Raw genomic sequence first — 15,336 nt, 5'->3', positions numbered from 1 at the left:
GCAGCAGGTCGAGGGCGGTGACCTGCTGGTCGAACTGGCCGTGCGCGAGTCGACCGCGGAATGACGCGGATCGTCGCGGGCGCGGCGGGCGGGCGGCGCCTCCGGGTGCCGCCCGCGGGCACGAGGCCCACGTCCGACCGGGTGCGCGAGGCGCTGTTCAGCGCGCTCGACGCCAGGATGGATCTGGACGGCGTCCGGGTGCTCGACCTGTACGCGGGCTCGGGCGCGCTCGGGTTGGAGGCGCTCTCCCGCGGCGCGTCCTACGCGCTGCTCGTCGAATCGGATCGCAAGGCGGCGGCCGTGGTGCGCGGCAACATCGCCGACCTCGGCCTGCCCGGCGCGGAACTGCGCGTCGGGCCGGTCGCCGCGGTGCTCGCCCAGGGCGGTGCGGGCCGGTTCGATCTGGTGTTGTCCGACCCGCCCTACGATGTGGACACCGCGGCGGTGACCGCCGACCTGGTCGCGCTCGCCGACGGAGCCTGGCTGCATCCCGGCGCGCTGATCGTCATCGAACGATCCAGCAGGTCACCCGAAATCGATTGGCCCGCAGCCTTCGTGCCCGCCAAGCCGCGCCGCTACGGCGAAACCCGCCTGGAACTGGCCGACTACCGGCCGTGACCGGGTGGTAGCGTCGCGTCATGGCTGGAGCACTGTGTCCCGGGTCCTTCGATCCGGTCACCAACGGGCATCTCGACGTATTCGCCCGCGCGGCGGCGCAATTCGACGAGGTCGTGGTGACCGTCATGGTGAACCCGAAGAAGCAGGGCATGTTCACCGTCGAGGAACGGATGGAGATGCTGCGCGAGGCGACCGCGCACCTGCCGAACCTGCGGGTCGCCTCCTGGCAGGGCCTGCTCGTGGACTTCGCCAAGGATCAGGGCATCACCGCCATCGTCAAGGGCCTGCGCGACGCCACCGATTTCGGCTACGAACTGCAGATGGCCCAGATGAACAAGAAGCTCTCCGGGGTGGACACCTTCTTCATCGCCACCAACCCGACCTTCAGCTTCCTGTCCAGCTCGCTGGTCAAAGAGGTGGCGGCCTACGGCGGCGACGTCAGCGACATGCTTCCGCCGTCGGTGCACAAGCGCCTGCTCGATCGCCTCGCCGAACGGCGCGGCTGAACTGATCCCACGGACAGAAAAACGCCCCGGTTCCGAATCGTGCGGAACCGGGGCGGATTCGTTCGAGGGCGTTCTCAGAACACCAGGCCGCGTAGGGCGAGGAAGCGCATGCCGCCGACCGCAGCGGTGATGGCAAGGACGGCCGCCGCCTGGGCGGTACCGCCGAGACCTGGCGCCCAGAACTCGAGCCCGGCCAGCGCGGCGGTGGTGATGGCGAGTCCGACCAAGGCGAGTCCGCCGCCCTCCCATTGCGCGGTGAACCAGCCGACCCGGCCCGCAGCGTGGAAGGTGAGCTGGCGGTGCAGCTCGTTGGCGATGATCGTGCTCACCACCGAACCGGCGATGTTGGCCGCGATCGGCCCGATGCCGTGCATGGTGAAGAAGAGCAGGACGTAGGCGACGTTGCTGGAGCCGCCGACCAGTGCGAAGCGGACCAGCTGGGCGAAGGCGCGATCGCCGCGCAGATACTGCAGAAGCTGCCCGAATCGGGCGACCGGCAGCGTGCGCACCGTGGGGTACGGGAAGGCCCACGGCGTGTAGACGCCGACGGGCACCACTGCCGAGCGTGGTACTTCCAGAACCGTCATTGCTCTTCCGATCCAACCCGAGCCTTGGAAGGGACAACAGCGGCGGTTGCCGCTTTCCTCCCCGACCTTCCTGTTCCTTGCGTTCAGTATGTACTGAACATTTGGAACCAGTCAACTGTCCGGCAAGGCGTCCGTTCCCTCCGGTCCCACAGTTCCCGTGTGGCCCTGCGGTCCCCTTAAGAAGATCTTGTCGAGACCCTCTCGAAAAAAATGTAGCACGAAGTGGAGGGGATTCCTCCACTTGATTTTGTGGTGTACGAGACACTGTGACGACACACCGATAGAGGACTCGGCATACGCCGTGATGAGGGGCACACTGGGCGTCGGCGGAGAGTTTCGCCCGATTCAGCAGGAGAGCGGGGTAGTGAGCATGTTTCGCGTATTCGAGGCACTCGACGAGCTGGTGGCCATCGTCGAAGAGGCGCGCGGCATCCCGCCGACCCGCAGTTGCATCGTGCCGCGCGGCGACGTCCTCGAGCTGCTCGACGACGTGCGCGACGCGCTGCCCGGGGAACTCGACGACGCCCAGGACGTGCTCGACCATCGCGACAAGATCGTCTCCGACGCTCGCTCGGCCGCCGAGATCACCGTGACCTCCGCCAACGAACAGGCCGAGCAGACCATCGGCTCGGCGCGCCAGGAGGCCGACCGCATTCTCGCCGAGGCGAAGGCGCACGCGGACCGGATGGTGGCCGAGGCGAGCGCGCACGCCGATCACCTGGTCGCGGCCGCGCAGGAGGAGGCCGACCGCGTCGTGGCCGACGGCAACGCCGAGTTCGAGGCGGTCACCGGCCGGGCGCGCACCGAGTCGGACCGCATGATCGAGGCGGGCAAGGCGTCCTACGAACGCTCGGTGGCCGAGGGTCGCGCCGAGCAGGAGCGCCTGGTGGCCCAGACCGAAGTGGTCAGGGCGGCGCACGCCGAGTCCGCGCGCATCATCGACGGCGCGCACGCGCAGGCCGACCGGATGCGCGACGACTGCGACCACTACGTGGATTCGACGCTCGCCCAGTTCGAGGAAACGCTGAACAGCACCTTGCGCACCGTCGGACGCGGGCGGCACCAGCTGCGCAGCGGTGCGGGAGCGCCCGACTACGCGGCGGAATTCCGCCGCTGACCGCGGCGCGGCGCCGTCCGACGCGACCGTCTTTCCGCCGCGGCGCGCTGTCCGGGCGGTGCGTTGGCCGATGCTGCGGCGCCGCCTGCGTTTTGAGGTTCGGCCTGCACCTCGCGTATTGTTGAGTGGTTGCCCATTTCCCTTCGATCGTGAGTGAGTTCGTGATGCCCGCCGGTTCCGGTTCTGCGTCGCGTCCCCGTGCGGCCTCGCGCCGCAAGACGGACGCGGGTTTCGTGCTGGACATCCGCAGCCTGGGGCGCCGCCCCGGCACGATGCGGGAGCTGCAGCGCACGGTCACCACCGCCGAGAAGATCGGGTTGGACCTGGTCGCCATCCCGGAGGGGGCGGAGGTCGAGCTCGACCTGCAACTGCAAGCCGTGTCCGAGGGTGTGCTGGTCACCGGAACGGTGATCGCGCCGACGGCGGGGGAGTGCTCGCGCTGCCTCGAACCGTTCACCGACGAGGTCCGCCTCCATCTCACGGAGCTGTTCGCCTACCCCGACAGCACCACCGAGCAGACCACCGAGGCCGACGAGATCTACCGGATGGACGACGACCTCATCGACCTGGAGCCGGTGGTCGTCGACGCCATCGGACTGGAGCTGCCGCTGCAGCCGCTGTGCACACCGGACTGCGCCGGGCTGTGCCCGGAATGTGGCGTGCGGATGGCGATTGCGGGTTCCGATCATGGGCATGAGATACTTGACCCTCGCTGGGCCGGGCTGGCGAAGTTCGCCACCGAATCGCCCGGCAACGGCAGTCCCGACGCGGACGCCGACCCAGAACGATAAACGCAAGACCATCAGCCGAACCGGCAGAGCAATTAGGACAGAGGAGAGTTAGTCGTGGCCGTTCCCAAGCGCCGGATGTCCCGTTCCAACACCAGGTCGCGGCGCAGCCAGTGGAAGGCCACCGCGCCTACCCTGATCACCTGCCCGAACCGCGCCTGCGGCGAGAAGACCCTGCCGCACATCGCGTGCCCGTCCTGCGGCACCTACAAGGGCCGCCAGGTCACCGCCGCCGTCTGACAGTTCGACCTGTCGTATCGACGTGACCGTCAGCAAGGACGAAGCCGGCTCGTCCGGTGAACATGCCAGCCTGCTCGAAGCCCTCGGCGTCGACGTGCGACCGGATCTGTTGCGCCTAGCGCTGACACACCGGTCGTACGCCTACGAGAACGGCGGGCTGCCGACCAACGAGCGCCTGGAATTCCTCGGCGACTCCGTCCTCGGCCTCAGCATCACCGAGCGGCTGTACCACGAGCACCCGGACAAGTCCGAGGGCGAACTGGCCAAGCTGCGGGCGAGCGTGGTGAACATGCACGCGCTCGCCGAGGTGGCGCGCGGGCTCGGCGAGGGCGGACTCGGCGTGCACCTGTTACTCGGCAAGGGCGAAGAGCTCACCGGCGGCCGGGACAAGCCGAGCATCCTCGCCGACGGCATGGAGTCGCTGCTCGGCGCGGTCCACCTGCAACACGGCATCGACGTGGCGCGCGGCGTGGTGCTGCGGCTGTTCGCCGAGCTGCTCGAGCGCGGTCCGAGGATGGGTGCCGGGCTCGACTGGAAGACCAGCCTGCAGGAGCTCACCGCGGAACGCGGCCTCGGCGTGCCCAGCTACGAGATCACCTCGACGGGCCCCGACCACGATAAGGAATTCACCGCGACCACGGTGATCGGCGGCCGTGCCTACGGGCAGGGCGTGGGCCGGTCCAAGAAGGAAGCGGAGCAGAAGGCCGCGGGCGCCGCCTACCAGGCATTGACCGCCGAAGCCTGACGTGCCCGAACTCCCCGAGGTCGAGGTCGTCCGGCGCGGACTCGCCGATCATGTCGTCGGCCGCACCATCGAATCGGTGATCGTCACGCACCCGCGGTCGGTGCGCCGCCATCTCGAGGGCGCGGCCGATCTCGCGGCGCGCATGGCCGGTCAGCGCGTGGCAGCCGCCGAGCGGCGCGGCAAGTATCTCTGGCTCACTTTCGACGACGGCGACGACGCGCTCGTCGTGCATCTCGGCATGAGCGGCCAGATGCTGGTGCGGCCCGCCGACGTCCCGCTGGAGAAGCACGCGCACATCCAGGCGACCCTGCACGACGGCACTCAGCTGCGCTTCGTCGACCAGCGCACCTTCGGCGGCTGGGCGCTGGCACCGCTGGTCGAGGTCGACGGCACCCTGGTGCCCGAGCCCGTCGCGCACATCGCCCGTGATCCGCTGGACCCGCGCTTCGACCGGGAAGCGGCGGTGGCCGCAATCCGGACCAAGCAGTCCGAGATCAAGCGGGTGTTGCTCGACCAGTCGGTGATCTCCGGCATCGGCAACATCTACGCCGACGAGTCGCTCTGGCGCGCTAGGATCCACGGCACTCGCCTCGCCTCCGGCCTGACCCGGCCCGTCCTCCGCGAGCTGCTCGACGCGGTCGCCGCAGTGATGGGTGAGGCGCTCGCCGTGGGCGGCACCTCCTTCGACGCGCTCTACGTCGACGTCAACGGCGAATCCGGCTACTTCGAACGCGCGCTCGCCGTCTACGGCAGGGAGGACGAGCCGTGCCGACGCTGCGGCGCGCCCGTCGTGCGCGAGCGTTTTATGAACCGTTCCTCGTACTCCTGCCCGCGCTGCCAGCCGAAGCCGCGCCGCCGCTGACCCGAGCGAGCTACCGTTTCCTCATGCAGTCCGGGACGTCTCCCCGGCCGTGGAGGAAGGACATATGCGCAAGCTCACCTACTACGTAGCGTCGACCATCGACGGGTTCATCGCCACCGAGGACGGGTCGGTCGACTTCTTCCCGGTCGGCGGCGACCACGGCCCGGCGATCACCGCGCAGTATCCCGAGACCTTGCCGACCAAGGTGCGGGAGGCGCGCGGCATCACCAAGCGCAATGCCAACTTCGACACGGTGCTGATGGGGCGCAAGACGCACGATTTCGGCGTCCGCACCGGCACCTCGAGCCCGTACGCCCACCTGCGGCAGTTCGTGGTCTCCACGACCCTGCCGGAGAACCCGGACCCCGCCGTCGAGCTGATCTCGCACGATCCGCTGGAGCGGGTGCGAGAACTCAAGCGGGACAAGGGCCTCGGCATCTGGCTGTGCGGCGGCGGCGAGCTGGCACAGGTGCTGCTTCCCGAGATCGATCAGATCTTCCTGAAGCTGTATCCGATCGTGCTCGGCCGCGGCCGCTCGCTGTTCGGCTCCGGGCCCCGGCTGCCGGAGGCGGCCCGGTTCCGCGTGATCACCAGCCGGGTGTTCGAGGATGGCGTGGCATTCGTGAAGTACAGCAGGATTCGATAGCCGCGTGACCGACGCCGATCGGATCGCCGAACCGGACGGGGCGGGTGCGCCCGGTCCGGTGGAAGCGTTGCGCGAGATCGGCTTCTGGCTCGAGCGCGGCCGCGCCCAGACCCACCGGGTCAAGGCCTACCGTCGCGCCGCCGAGGTGGTGGCGGAATTGTCGCCGGACGAGCTCGCCGCGTACCAGGCGGCGGGCATCTGGCAGGACCTGTCCGGCATCGGCCCGAAGACGGCCGCCGTCATCGCGCAGGCCTGCGCGGGACAGGTCCCCGACTATCTGGCCGGCCTGCGCCGCGCCGCGCAGCCCATCGGCGCGCCGGGCAAGCCGCTGCGCCAACGGCTCCGCGGCGACCTGCACACCCATTCGAACTGGTCCGACGGCGGCAGCCCGATCGAGGAGATGATGAGCGTCGCCGCGGCGCTCGGACACGAATACTGCGCGCTCACCGATCATTCGCCGCGCCTGACGGTCGCCAACGGACTGTCCGCCGAGCGGCTGCGCCGCCAGCTCGACGTGGTGGCGGAGCTGAACGAGCGCTTCGCGCCGTTTCGCATCCTCACCGGTATCGAGGTCGACATCCTCGACGACGGCGCCCTCGATCAGGAGGCCGACCTGCTCGCCGAGCTCGACATCGTGGTGGCCAGCGTGCATTCGCACCTGCGCGCGGACAGCGCGACCATGACCAAGCGCATGGTCTACGCGGTGGCCAACCCGAACGTCGACGTGCTCGGCCACTGCACCGGCCGACTGGTCGAGGGCGTCCGCGGCAACCGGCCGGAATCGACCTTCGACGCCGAACTGGTCTTCGAGGCGTGCAAGAAGTACGGCACCGCGGTGGAGATCAACTGCCGTCCGGAGCGCTTGGACCCGCCCTCCCGGTTGCTGCGGCTGGCGGTGGAGATCGGGTGCCACTTCTCCGTCGACACCGACGCGCATGCTCCCGGCCAATTGGATTGGCAGGGTTACGGATGCGAGCGCGCCGTCGCCAACGGCGTGGACCCGGATCGGGTGATCAACACCTGGCCGGTGGACGATCTCCTGGCCTGGACGGCTGCGTCCTGACCGTTCCCGAGGTGGTCGGGCAGTGAACGGCTGGCGAACATTCGGCGTCCGCCTCCGCGAAATGTGCTAGAGCACTGGACAATAGGCCCACATCGACATCCTGGGGGTGGGGCAACAGGTGGGGGACTTCTCGCTCGACACCGTTCTCGCGCTCGTCGGCATCGCGGTGCCGGTCGCCGCATTCGTGTGGGAGTTCGTCTTCGTGGGCCGCAGGCGGCTCGGCTACCGCGTGCAGATGGACACGCCCGTCACCGGCGAGATCGAATCGGTGTTCCCCGGGGTGCTGGAGAACCTGCGCGCGAACACCGGGGATGCCGGACCCGAACTGCGCGATCTGTCGGTGGTGCTGGTGCGCATCGAGAACAGCGGCAGCACCGCGATCACGGCGTCGGACTACATGGCGCCGACCGCGCGCATCGGTCTGCACCTGCACTTCCCGCGACGCCGGGTGCTCGGCATGGCGGTGACCGAGCTGAGCGATCCCGACCTGGCCGAAAGCCTCGGTCCCGGTTCGGGTATCGCCGTCAGGGAGGACACCGGAGGACGCATCGGCGTCATCGATCTGCCAAAGGTCCCGCTGACCAGAAAGCACCACTACAAGATCCTGGCCATTCTTCAGCAGTCCGAAACTGGCGGCACCGAGGAGGAGCGCACGCCGGTGCTGCGCGGCGAGATTCGCGGCGGGCGCGTCGTCGAGACGCGCAGCCGCACCGGAATCTCCCGGGTCATGCTGGTGCTCACCGCTTTTCTGGTGCTGGTGATCATCGGGCAGTTCGTCGTCGCCCGGTTACAGCCGCCGACCCCGTTGGACTGTGCCGCGGGCAGGCTCACCCTGGTCGGCTCCTCGGCGTTCGAGCCCGTCGTCCGCGACGCGGCGACGCAGTACGAGAAGCGCTGCACCGGAGCCGAGTTCGCCTTCGACTTCCAAGGCACCGAACGCGGCCTCGACCGGCTGGCCGAGGCGGGGCCGGATGCCGAGCTCCTCACGATCAGCGACGGCGCGAAGGGCCCGGGTTATCCCGCGCTGCGACCGCGTCCGCTCGCGGTGTCCCTGTTCGCCGTCTTCGTGCACAAGAATCTCGGCGTCACCGATCTCACGATCGCCCAAGTCCGGGACATGTACCAGGGTCGGATCACCAACTGGCGGCAGGTCGGCGGGCCGGATCTGCCCGTCGTGCTCATCGATCGGGCGCCGGGATCGGGCACTCGGGTGATCTTCGAGACGGCGCTGCTCGGCGGCGAGCAACCCGCCCGCCCGCACCGCAGCTGCACCGCCATCAAGGACACCGCGGGCGCCTACTGCGACGTGCCGGTCACCAAGGACATGCACAAGGCCGTGGACGAGCTTCCCGGCGCGATCGGCTACGGCGAACTCTCCGAGGCCCGCAGGGCCGAGATGCGCATCGTCACGCTCGGCGGCGTCGCGCCGGGCAGGCAGGCCGCGATCGACCGCTCCTATCCCTTCTGGGGCATCGAATACGCCTACAGCAACGGCGACCTCCCCGCGGGTTCGCTCGCGGCGAGCTTCCTGCACTACCTCACCGCGAACGTGGGCGCGGAAGTGCTGCGCGCGCACGGCAACGAGCCGTGCGCCAGCGAGCTCATCGAACCGGGCCGCTGCGCACCGGCGTCATGAGCCGGTCGCGCCGCCGGTCAGTGCGCTTCGGTGTGGCCGAAACAGTAGGCGGCGGCGGCCAGGTACTGGCGACAGCCGGGTCCGTGCCCGGCGTGGACGCTGCGCAGGAACAGCGCTAGCTCCAGATCCAGGTCCGTGGGCTCGATCCCGCAGTCTCTGTGCTGAGTGCTCCACAGGTCCCGCTTGTCCAGCGATGTCTGCATCGTGCACCTCCAGCCCGCGTCGGCGCAGGGTGCCCGATTCCCGTGCGCGGGAGGCTATCGCGAGCGTTTCATAGAGTGATCAGCTGCCAATCGTCGGGCAGTCGAGCCGAGAGCACCTGGTTTCCTTCCGCTTCCAGGTCGACGCTGATCTCACCGAGTCGCAGCGCGGTGAGCGACACCTTGCCCCAGGCCTGGGGGAGCCGCGGCCGCACGGTCAGCGTGCGCTGGGGCACATCGGGATTCAGGCCGAGGAAGGCCCGCACCAGGAGCAGCGGCGCGGCGCTCGCCCAGGCCTGCGGCGAACAGGACGTGGGGTAGGGCACCGGGACCGCGAACCGGGAACGCGGGAAGCCGCAGAACAGCTCGGGCAGGCGCCCGTCGAAAGCCGCTGCCGCGTCCAGCAATCCGGTGGCCAGCCGAGTGGCCAGCTTCGTCGCGCCCGGCACGTGCTCGTAGCGCAGCAGCCCGGCCACGGCGATCGCGGTGTCGTGCGGCCACACCGAGCCGCAGTGATAGCTCATCGGGTTGTAGGCGCCCATATTGGCGGCCAGTGTGCGCAACCCGAAACCGGTGTCCATCTCCTCCTTGGCCAGTTGACGCACCAGTTCCTCGGCGTGCTCGTCGCTGGCGATACCCGCCCAGAGACAGTGCGCCGCATTGCTGGTCAGCGCGTCGACGTGCCGCTTGGTGCCGTCCAACGCGACCGCGTACCAGCCGCGGTCCGGCATCCAGAACTGCTCGGTGAACTTCCCGCGCAGTTCGGCCGCCCGCTCGCGCAGGCGGGTGGCCAGGCGCTGTTCGTCGAAGGCCTCGGCCAGCTCCGCCCTGGCGAGCAGGGCCGCGTGCACGTAGCCCTGCACCTCGCACAGCGCCACCGGCGCCTCGGCGAGATGGCCTCCCGCGTCGTTGATTCCGTCGAAGCTGTCCTTCCAGCCCTGGTTGATCAGACCGCGGTCGGTGGCGCGGCGGTACTCGACGAATCCGTCGCCGTCGCGGTCGCCGTACTCCGCGATCCATTCCAGTGCCGCGTCGGCAGCGGGAAGCAGTTCTTCGATCGCCCGCGGATCCGCGCCCCACCGATGGCATTCGGCGAGCAGCATCACGAACAGCGGTGTGGCGTCGGCGGTTCCGTAGTAGATGGCGCCGCCCAGTACTTGGCCGCCGGAGGGACCGCGCCGCATCTCGTGCATGATCCGCCCCGGCTCTTCCTCGGTGAGCGGATTCAGTTCCTGCCCTTGCAGTTCGGCCAGCTGTTGCAGCGTGCCGAGGGCGAGGTCCACCGCGAGCGGCAGCGCCATCCATGCCGTGAGCAGGCTGTCGCGCCCGAACAGCGTCATGAACCACGGCGCGCCCGCCGCCACGAACGGCCTGCTTCCGCCGGTGTCGTCGTGAATCTGCAAGGCGCCCAGATCACTTTCGGTGCGGCGCAGCACCTGGGTGAGCACCGGGTCCGCCGAGGAGATGTCGGTGGCGGTGTCGCGCCACGCCGCGATCTTGCGGCACGGCGCGCTGTGGCCGACGTGCTCGCCCGGCGTGATCGGCATCTGCACCTGCTGGTTGCCCAGCGTCGGCTGCGCGATGACCTCGGTCTGCCACTTGCCGCCGACCGGAACGACGACTCGCCACACCAGGGCGCCGGGCAGCACGGTGGGTTCCACGGTGGCCGAGATCGTGATGCCGCGCATCCGGTCCGAGCGATCGTGTAGCAGCAGTTCGCTTTCGGAGACGGTCACGTCGGCGCGCACGTGCCCCGCGCGGCCTTCCTTGACCGCGAACAGATCGACGAAATCCGCGTCGACGTGCAGCTCCAGGGTCACCGCCGTGGGTTCGCGGCCCATGTTCTCCAGCGTGAGCAGCTCGTGCATGCCGTCGGCGACGATGCGTTCGCGGACGACCAGCAGGGTGCTGTCGGCCAGCCCGGCCTTCGGCGGTCTGCGCATGACGAAGCGCGCGATGAACGCCTCCGGGCTGAGGACCGACAGCGGTTCCGCCGGTCTGCCGTCGACGAGCAGTTCCCACCGCGAAAGGACGCGCGCGTCCCGGAAGAACAGCCCGTGCGGGCGGCCGGGCTCGACGTCGCCGAGCCGGTTCGACAGGCAGAAGGTGCCACCTTCCACCAGTGTCACCGACCCGGCTCCGCCGAAGCCCGTTGGTTCACCCGAGTTGAGCGGCGTCGGGCCGCTCGCGGCGGATGCTCCTGTCACGCGAGCCTGCTCGCGACCGCGACGTTCGACGCTGTCTCGGGCAGTCGGGTGGTGACCCGGTTCCTCGGCCGCAGGAGCTTCCAATAGACCTGCTCGTACCCGCGGCCGGCGCCGTCGGAGCCGAAGTTCGCCTCGACATGGGCACGGCACGCCATCGGATCCAGGCTCTGCACTTCGGTGATCGCCGCGGTCAGCTCGGCCGGATCGTCGCAGATGCGGCCGGTGACCCCGTCGACGACCACTTCGTCGACCGCGCCGCCGCGCAGTGCGACCACCGGGGTGCCGCACACCATCGATTCGATCATCACCATGCCGAAGGGTTCCTCCCAGAGGATCGGGAACAGCAGGCAGCGCGCACCGGCGAGCAGCTTGCGCTTGGCCTTGGCGTCCGCCATCCCGAAGACGTGATCCCGATCGGTGAGCAGCGGGCGCACCTTCTCTTCGAAATACGCCAGCTCAGGTGGTTCGCTGCACTTGCCTGCGAGGATGAGTGGAATTCCCGCGGCGTGCGCCGCTTCGAGCGCGAGGTGCGGCGCTTTGCACTCGTTGAACCGGCCGAGGAAGAGCGCGTAGTCCTCCTTCTCGGTCTGGAACGGCCAGTCCGCCACGTTGATCGCGTTGTGCACGCGGCCTGCCCAGTGCAGGTCAGGAGCGAGGACACGCTGGCGGTCGCTGATCGCGACGAGCGACACTTCGTCGCCGAGCGCTCGGTAGTACTGGTAGCAGTCGTCCTGCACCGGCCCGTGCACGGTCACCACGGTGGGCAGGCCGAGGCCGTAGTAGGCCGGTGAGTTGAGCGGTCCGGCGAAGGTGTGGTCGTGCACCAGATCCAGGCCATAGGTGGCGTGGTGGCGTTCGATCGCCTTGCGCACCTTCAGCGCGTGCATGACTTCGGGGAACGGCTCGCCGAGCCGTTCGGGCAGCGCCCGATCCCAGAGGGGTACGAAGCGAGCCTTGGTACCCGGCTCGCCGGCGCCGAACAACGTCACATCGTGCCCACGCGTTACCAGCGAATCGACCAGATCGGCGACTACCGCCTCGACGCCGCCGTAAGCCTTCGGCGGCACGTCGAAATACGGCGGAACAACCATCGCAATTCGGAATCGGGTACCGGGGTGATCGATCGACAGAAGATCCGAAGCCACACGCTGCGCCGAAACCGGCGCCGAGAACACTGCGCTCATGACCCTCCTTCCAGGGACACAACCATTGCACTCGCATTCACCCAGCACACCGATGCGCCGGGTGCCTAACGTGGTGGCCGCCGCCGGCGGAGGTGGAGCGAGAACTTCACCGCCGTCCATGGGGCTTTGGTTGGCCTGTCACAGTGGAACGTGATCAGGGGAGGCCGAAGGGGTTGTACCTCGTTTGCCTCGGCTCAAACCCATCAGTTGCCAGTAATCTTCTTCGTACTGTTACCGGACCGATAGTCTCTTTTCGAAAATGGGCGGATCGTCGGCGATTCTTTCGAATTCTCAGCCCCCGTCGACGAAAATTTTCCCGTGTCCGTCGGGTGTCGCGAAACCCAGCAGGCGCACGGCCTCGGCGCGCAGCGCGGCCTCGTCCGCGGCAGAGAGCGGATGCCATGGCGTGATGCGCACGGTGTCGTCCTCCAGCGCCCAGCGGCCGTGCACGAAACCGTCGACGAGATACATGGGAACACCGCCGGAGGCCTCCTTCGCCGTCCGCTGGCGATCCTCCTCGCTGATCACCCGGCGGCGGTCCTTGTGGCCGAGCAGCGCGTTGTCGAAGGCGGGCAGGAAGCGCACCGGCACGTCGAGATCCGGGTCGGCCAGCGGCGCGTCCGGCAGGTCGAACAGCACGCGGTGCCGATCGTCGGTGAAAACGACCAGCTCCGAACGCATTTCGTCGACCACTTCGGCGAGCCGGGTGATGCCCGCCCAGGCCTGCATGTCCGCGACGGTCGCCGGGCCGAAGGCGGCCAGGTAGCGCCGGATGAGCTCGGCGGGGTCGGGCGCGGCCATCGGCGCGCCGATCCATTCCTCGGCGAGACTCACGGTGACGTAGCGATTGCGCCACCGGCCCCACGCGCCGGTGTCCGCGCCGTGCACCAGCGGGACGAGCAGCTCGACGGTCTCGGCGAGTCTGCGGACATGCCGGTCCGGGAACCGCTCGGCGAGCAGTGCGCCGAAATCGCTGCGGCTCAACTGCTTTCCGGCCAGCAGCGCGCGGCCCGCCGCGGCGAGCTCGGCCAGGTCGATGCCCTCGATCTCCTCGCGGTAGTACGCGGCCTTCAGCGCCGCGTCGACCACCGGCTGCACGGTCGGGCGCAGCCAGCGGAAGTCGGCGCTGTCGGCCAGGTGCACGGTTCGGCGAATCATGGTGGAGCGCACCAGCTTCCGGTCGTGCAGCAGTGCGGCGAGATCGTCGTGCCGGAACTCGGCCAGGCGCGTCCAGAGCCCGATGTAGGGCCAATTCGGTTCCTGCCCCTGCACCGCGACGAGATGCTTGACGAGCTCGAACGGCGTCAGATCCACACGCTCCGACAGCTTCTGGCGCAGCAGTAGGGTCCGGTTCAGCTCGCGTAGCGATAGTTCCGTCATGTCTCCATCCTGGCCGAGACCACCGACAAACCGACCGTAAAGTCTTGTCGGCTCGGCCGGTCAGACGGGCTCGGGGAGCATGCGCAGCGGCACGGCGATCCTGTTCCAGAGGTTGATCATCGCGGTGATGGCGACCAGACCCGCCCGCGCGCCCTCCTCGAAGTGCTTCTCCACCTCGGTCCAGATCTCGTCGCTCACGCCGTGCTCGCCGAGGCGGGTCACCGCCTCGGCGTAGGCCAGCGCGGCCCGTTCGGCCTCGGTGTAGAGCCTCGACTCGCGCCAGGCGTCGAGCTGGAAGATGCGCTTCTCGGTCTCGCCTGCCAAGCGAGCGTCGGTGGTGTGCATATCGATGCAGTACACGCACCCGTTCAGCTGGGAAGCCCTGATCTTCACCAGTTCCCGGACGACCGGGTCCAAGGGGCCGCGCCGGATCGCGCCCTCGGCGGCGATCCACGCCTGGTACACCTCGGGCGCGGCCTGCGGCAGCTTCATCCGTGACACGTCGTCATCCTCTCGTCGAGATTTCGTCTGATGTATCAAGGACGAGACGGCGCCGGGAAATGTGACAGTCAGCTCGGCCTGGACGCCCGCTTCGCGCAGCGCGCCTTGCAGATACCTGTCGATGTAGGAGCCGGACGGCACGCCGTCTTCTTGCCCGCGAGATCCTTCAGCGAGGTGATCGACGGATCTTTCACCACCACAACGGCGTTCAGGCCGACGGCGTTGATGGCGGGCAGCCGCGTCTGCAGACCGCTGCCGCGGGCGATCAGGGCGGGAGTGTCGCCGTAACTCGCCACGTCCAGCTTCCCGCCGACCAGCGCCTGGTTCAGGTCCGGGCCGTTCGGGAAGCTGAAGACCTCGATGTTTCGCACGCCGAGAGGTTGCAGCGCGGGCAGCAGGGAGTGAACCCCGCGCCGCGCAGGCAGGACCGCCCGGTGGCTTGTAGGGTTCATGGCGGGGCCGGAGGGTGTCCGGCGGGCTGCGCGGAGAAAGGGACAGCGGGGATGTCGGACGCATCGGTCGAGGTGCTGCTGGACGACTTCGAGAACAAGGACAAGTGGGATCTCGCGGGGGACGGGGCGAGCAAGACGCACCTCACCACGTTCGCGGAGGGCGCGCCGAGCAAGACGCCCGGCGTCTATGCCGACGGCGTCGCGGGTGCGGACCAGCGCGCGCTCGTGCTGCTGGTCCGCGGGGCGAGCGCCGATCTCGAGATCGAGCTCGTGGCGAAGCCGGGACAGTCCTTCTCGATCGCCGGGAAGCTGGCGATACTGAACCTGTGGGTGCGTTCGCCGCACGCGTCGATTCGGGTGTCCGCCCGCCTCGGCGGCGACCAGGGCGAGACCGAACCGGTGCTCGGCGCCGTCGCCGCAGGCGCGGAGTGGCAGCGCCTCGGGCACGAACCGGCGGACGCGATCGCCGACGCCGAGGTGCTGGGTCTGAAGATCCGGCTCACCGAGGTCGTCAAGCGAGAGGGCGAGGTCATGATCCTGCTGGACGACCTGACCGCCCGCACCGCGCTGTGACGATAGGTATTTCACCCGCCTGAGCGTGCGG

The 15,336-nt window shown here is 68.9% G+C and carries 18 protein-coding genes; 11 read left to right on the top strand and 7 right to left on the bottom strand.

What is annotated here, in order from left to right; genetic code table 11:
* Positions 1-60 precede the first annotated feature (60 nt).
* Both rsmD and coaD read left to right on the top strand, forming a co-directional pair.
* On the top strand, positions 61-618 hold the full coding sequence (rsmD, locus tag ACRWNM_RS19955) for a 16S rRNA (guanine(966)-N(2))-methyltransferase RsmD (protein ID WP_431969529.1): 558 nt from the start codon (positions 61-63) through the stop codon (positions 616-618).
* Positions 619-638: 20 nt separating this feature from the next.
* Positions 639-1,124, top strand: coding sequence for a pantetheine-phosphate adenylyltransferase (gene coaD / locus ACRWNM_RS19950; protein ID WP_431969528.1), 486 nt, complete (start codon positions 639-641; stop codon positions 1,122-1,124).
* 74 nt (positions 1,125-1,198) lie between these two features.
* Here coaD and ACRWNM_RS19945 read toward each other — a convergent pair whose 3' ends face one another.
* The gene (locus ACRWNM_RS19945) at positions 1,199-1,711 is read right to left on the bottom strand and encodes a GtrA family protein (protein WP_431969527.1); all 513 of its coding nucleotides are present in this window, start codon (positions 1,709-1,711) and stop codon (positions 1,199-1,201) included.
* 370 nt (positions 1,712-2,081) lie between these two features.
* Between ACRWNM_RS19945 and ACRWNM_RS19940 the strand changes: the two genes are divergently transcribed.
* The 8 genes from ACRWNM_RS19940 to ACRWNM_RS19905 all read left to right on the top strand — a co-directional run bounded on the left by ACRWNM_RS19940 (position 2,082) and on the right by ACRWNM_RS19905 (position 8,808).
* Positions 2,082-2,828: a DivIVA domain-containing protein gene (locus tag ACRWNM_RS19940; RefSeq protein WP_431969550.1), complete on the top strand. Its 747-nt coding sequence runs from the start codon at positions 2,082-2,084 to the stop codon at positions 2,826-2,828.
* A gap of 164 nt (positions 2,829-2,992) precedes the next feature.
* Positions 2,993-3,619, top strand: a complete 627-nt coding sequence (locus ACRWNM_RS19935) for a YceD family protein (protein ID WP_431969549.1) — start codon at positions 2,993-2,995, stop codon at positions 3,617-3,619.
* Between the two features lie 54 nt (positions 3,620-3,673).
* Positions 3,674-3,856, top strand: coding sequence for a 50S ribosomal protein L32 (gene rpmF / locus ACRWNM_RS19930; protein WP_014987105.1), 183 nt, complete (start codon positions 3,674-3,676; stop codon positions 3,854-3,856).
* A gap of 22 nt (positions 3,857-3,878) precedes the next feature.
* Positions 3,879-4,601, top strand: coding sequence for a ribonuclease III (rnc, locus tag ACRWNM_RS19925; RefSeq protein WP_141809475.1), 723 nt, complete (start codon positions 3,879-3,881; stop codon positions 4,599-4,601).
* 1 nt (position 4,602) lies between these two features.
* Positions 4,603-5,463 carry a bifunctional DNA-formamidopyrimidine glycosylase/DNA-(apurinic or apyrimidinic site) lyase gene (mutM, locus tag ACRWNM_RS19920; protein ID WP_431969526.1) on the top strand — a complete coding sequence of 287 codons (861 nt, stop codon included), beginning with the start codon at positions 4,603-4,605 and terminating at the stop codon, positions 5,461-5,463.
* 64 nt (positions 5,464-5,527) lie between these two features.
* Positions 5,528-6,109 carry a dihydrofolate reductase family protein gene (locus tag ACRWNM_RS19915; protein ID WP_431969525.1) on the top strand — a complete coding sequence of 194 codons (582 nt, stop codon included), beginning with the start codon at positions 5,528-5,530 and terminating at the stop codon, positions 6,107-6,109.
* Positions 6,110-6,113: 4 nt separating this feature from the next.
* A complete protein-coding gene (locus ACRWNM_RS19910) occupies positions 6,114-7,172 on the top strand; it encodes a PHP domain-containing protein (protein ID WP_431969524.1) in 1,059 nt (352 codons plus the stop codon).
* Between the two features lie 118 nt (positions 7,173-7,290).
* The gene (locus tag ACRWNM_RS19905; protein ID WP_431969523.1) at positions 7,291-8,808 is read left to right on the top strand and encodes a PstS family phosphate ABC transporter substrate-binding protein; all 1,518 of its coding nucleotides are present in this window, start codon (positions 7,291-7,293) and stop codon (positions 8,806-8,808) included.
* Between the two features lie 17 nt (positions 8,809-8,825).
* Here ACRWNM_RS19905 and ACRWNM_RS19900 read toward each other — a convergent pair whose 3' ends face one another.
* The 6 genes from ACRWNM_RS19900 to ACRWNM_RS19875 form a co-directional block, all read right to left on the bottom strand.
* Complete coding sequence (locus ACRWNM_RS19900) at positions 8,826-9,011, bottom strand: hypothetical protein (protein WP_431969522.1); 186 nt, start codon at positions 9,009-9,011, stop codon at positions 8,826-8,828.
* Positions 9,012-9,079: 68 nt separating this feature from the next.
* Positions 9,080-11,215 carry an amylo-alpha-1,6-glucosidase gene (locus ACRWNM_RS19895; protein WP_431969521.1) on the bottom strand — a complete coding sequence of 712 codons (2,136 nt, stop codon included), beginning with the start codon at positions 11,213-11,215 and terminating at the stop codon, positions 9,080-9,082.
* Positions 11,212-12,399, bottom strand: coding sequence for a glycosyltransferase family 4 protein (locus ACRWNM_RS19890; RefSeq protein ID WP_431969520.1), 1,188 nt, complete (start codon positions 12,397-12,399; stop codon positions 11,212-11,214). The genes ACRWNM_RS19895 and ACRWNM_RS19890 overlap by 4 nt, the downstream gene beginning before the upstream one ends.
* A gap of 291 nt (positions 12,400-12,690) precedes the next feature.
* Positions 12,691-13,779, bottom strand: coding sequence for a winged helix DNA-binding domain-containing protein (locus ACRWNM_RS19885; protein ID WP_431969519.1), 1,089 nt, complete (start codon positions 13,777-13,779; stop codon positions 12,691-12,693).
* A gap of 60 nt (positions 13,780-13,839) precedes the next feature.
* Complete coding sequence (locus ACRWNM_RS19880; RefSeq protein ID WP_431969548.1) at positions 13,840-14,271, bottom strand: carboxymuconolactone decarboxylase family protein; 432 nt, start codon at positions 14,269-14,271, stop codon at positions 13,840-13,842.
* 77 nt (positions 14,272-14,348) lie between these two features.
* On the bottom strand, positions 14,349-14,732 hold the full coding sequence (locus ACRWNM_RS19875; RefSeq protein ID WP_431969518.1) for an ABC transporter substrate-binding protein: 384 nt from the start codon (positions 14,730-14,732) through the stop codon (positions 14,349-14,351).
* A gap of 51 nt (positions 14,733-14,783) precedes the next feature.
* Here ACRWNM_RS19875 and ACRWNM_RS19870 point away from each other — a divergent pair, with 51 nt between their 5' ends.
* The gene (locus ACRWNM_RS19870; RefSeq protein ID WP_431969517.1) at positions 14,784-15,305 is read left to right on the top strand and encodes a hypothetical protein; all 522 of its coding nucleotides are present in this window, start codon (positions 14,784-14,786) and stop codon (positions 15,303-15,305) included.
* The last annotated feature ends 31 nt before the right edge of the window (positions 15,306-15,336 follow it).

This window comes from Nocardia sp. bgisy134 (assembly GCF_965341865.1).
Lineage (GTDB): Bacteria > Actinomycetota > Actinomycetes > Mycobacteriales > Mycobacteriaceae > Nocardia.
Note: the sequence above shows the minus strand (reverse complement) of the source record. Positions and strands in the feature narration are given on the sequence as shown.

What these genes read in the sequence shown, in the direction of transcription:
- rsmD (WP_431969529.1), top strand. Translation starts at nt 61, where the DNA reads ATGACGCGGATCGTCGCGGGCGCGGCGGGCGGGCGGCGCCTCCGGGTG.
- coaD (WP_431969528.1), top strand. Translation starts at nt 639, where the DNA reads ATGGCTGGAGCACTGTGTCCCGGGTCCTTCGATCCGGTCACCAACGGG.
- ACRWNM_RS19945 (WP_431969527.1), bottom strand. Translation starts at nt 1,711, where the DNA reads ATGACGGTTCTGGAAGTACCACGCTCGGCAGTGGTGCCCGTCGGCGTC.
- ACRWNM_RS19940 (WP_431969550.1), top strand. Translation starts at nt 2,082, where the DNA reads ATGTTTCGCGTATTCGAGGCACTCGACGAGCTGGTGGCCATCGTCGAA.
- ACRWNM_RS19935 (WP_431969549.1), top strand. Translation starts at nt 2,993, where the DNA reads ATGCCCGCCGGTTCCGGTTCTGCGTCGCGTCCCCGTGCGGCCTCGCGC.
- ACRWNM_RS19915 (WP_431969525.1), top strand. Translation starts at nt 5,528, where the DNA reads ATGCGCAAGCTCACCTACTACGTAGCGTCGACCATCGACGGGTTCATC.
- ACRWNM_RS19900 (WP_431969522.1), bottom strand. Translation starts at nt 9,011, where the DNA reads ATGCAGACATCGCTGGACAAGCGGGACCTGTGGAGCACTCAGCACAGA.
- ACRWNM_RS19890 (WP_431969520.1), bottom strand. Translation starts at nt 12,399, where the DNA reads ATGAGCGCAGTGTTCTCGGCGCCGGTTTCGGCGCAGCGTGTGGCTTCG.
- ACRWNM_RS19885 (WP_431969519.1), bottom strand. Translation starts at nt 13,779, where the DNA reads ATGACGGAACTATCGCTACGCGAGCTGAACCGGACCCTACTGCTGCGC.
- ACRWNM_RS19880 (WP_431969548.1), bottom strand. Translation starts at nt 14,271, where the DNA reads ATGAAGCTGCCGCAGGCCGCGCCCGAGGTGTACCAGGCGTGGATCGCC.
- ACRWNM_RS19875 (WP_431969518.1), bottom strand. Translation starts at nt 14,732, where the DNA reads ATGAACCCTACAAGCCACCGGGCGGTCCTGCCTGCGCGGCGCGGGGTT.
- ACRWNM_RS19870 (WP_431969517.1), top strand. Translation starts at nt 14,784, where the DNA reads ATGTCGGACGCATCGGTCGAGGTGCTGCTGGACGACTTCGAGAACAAG.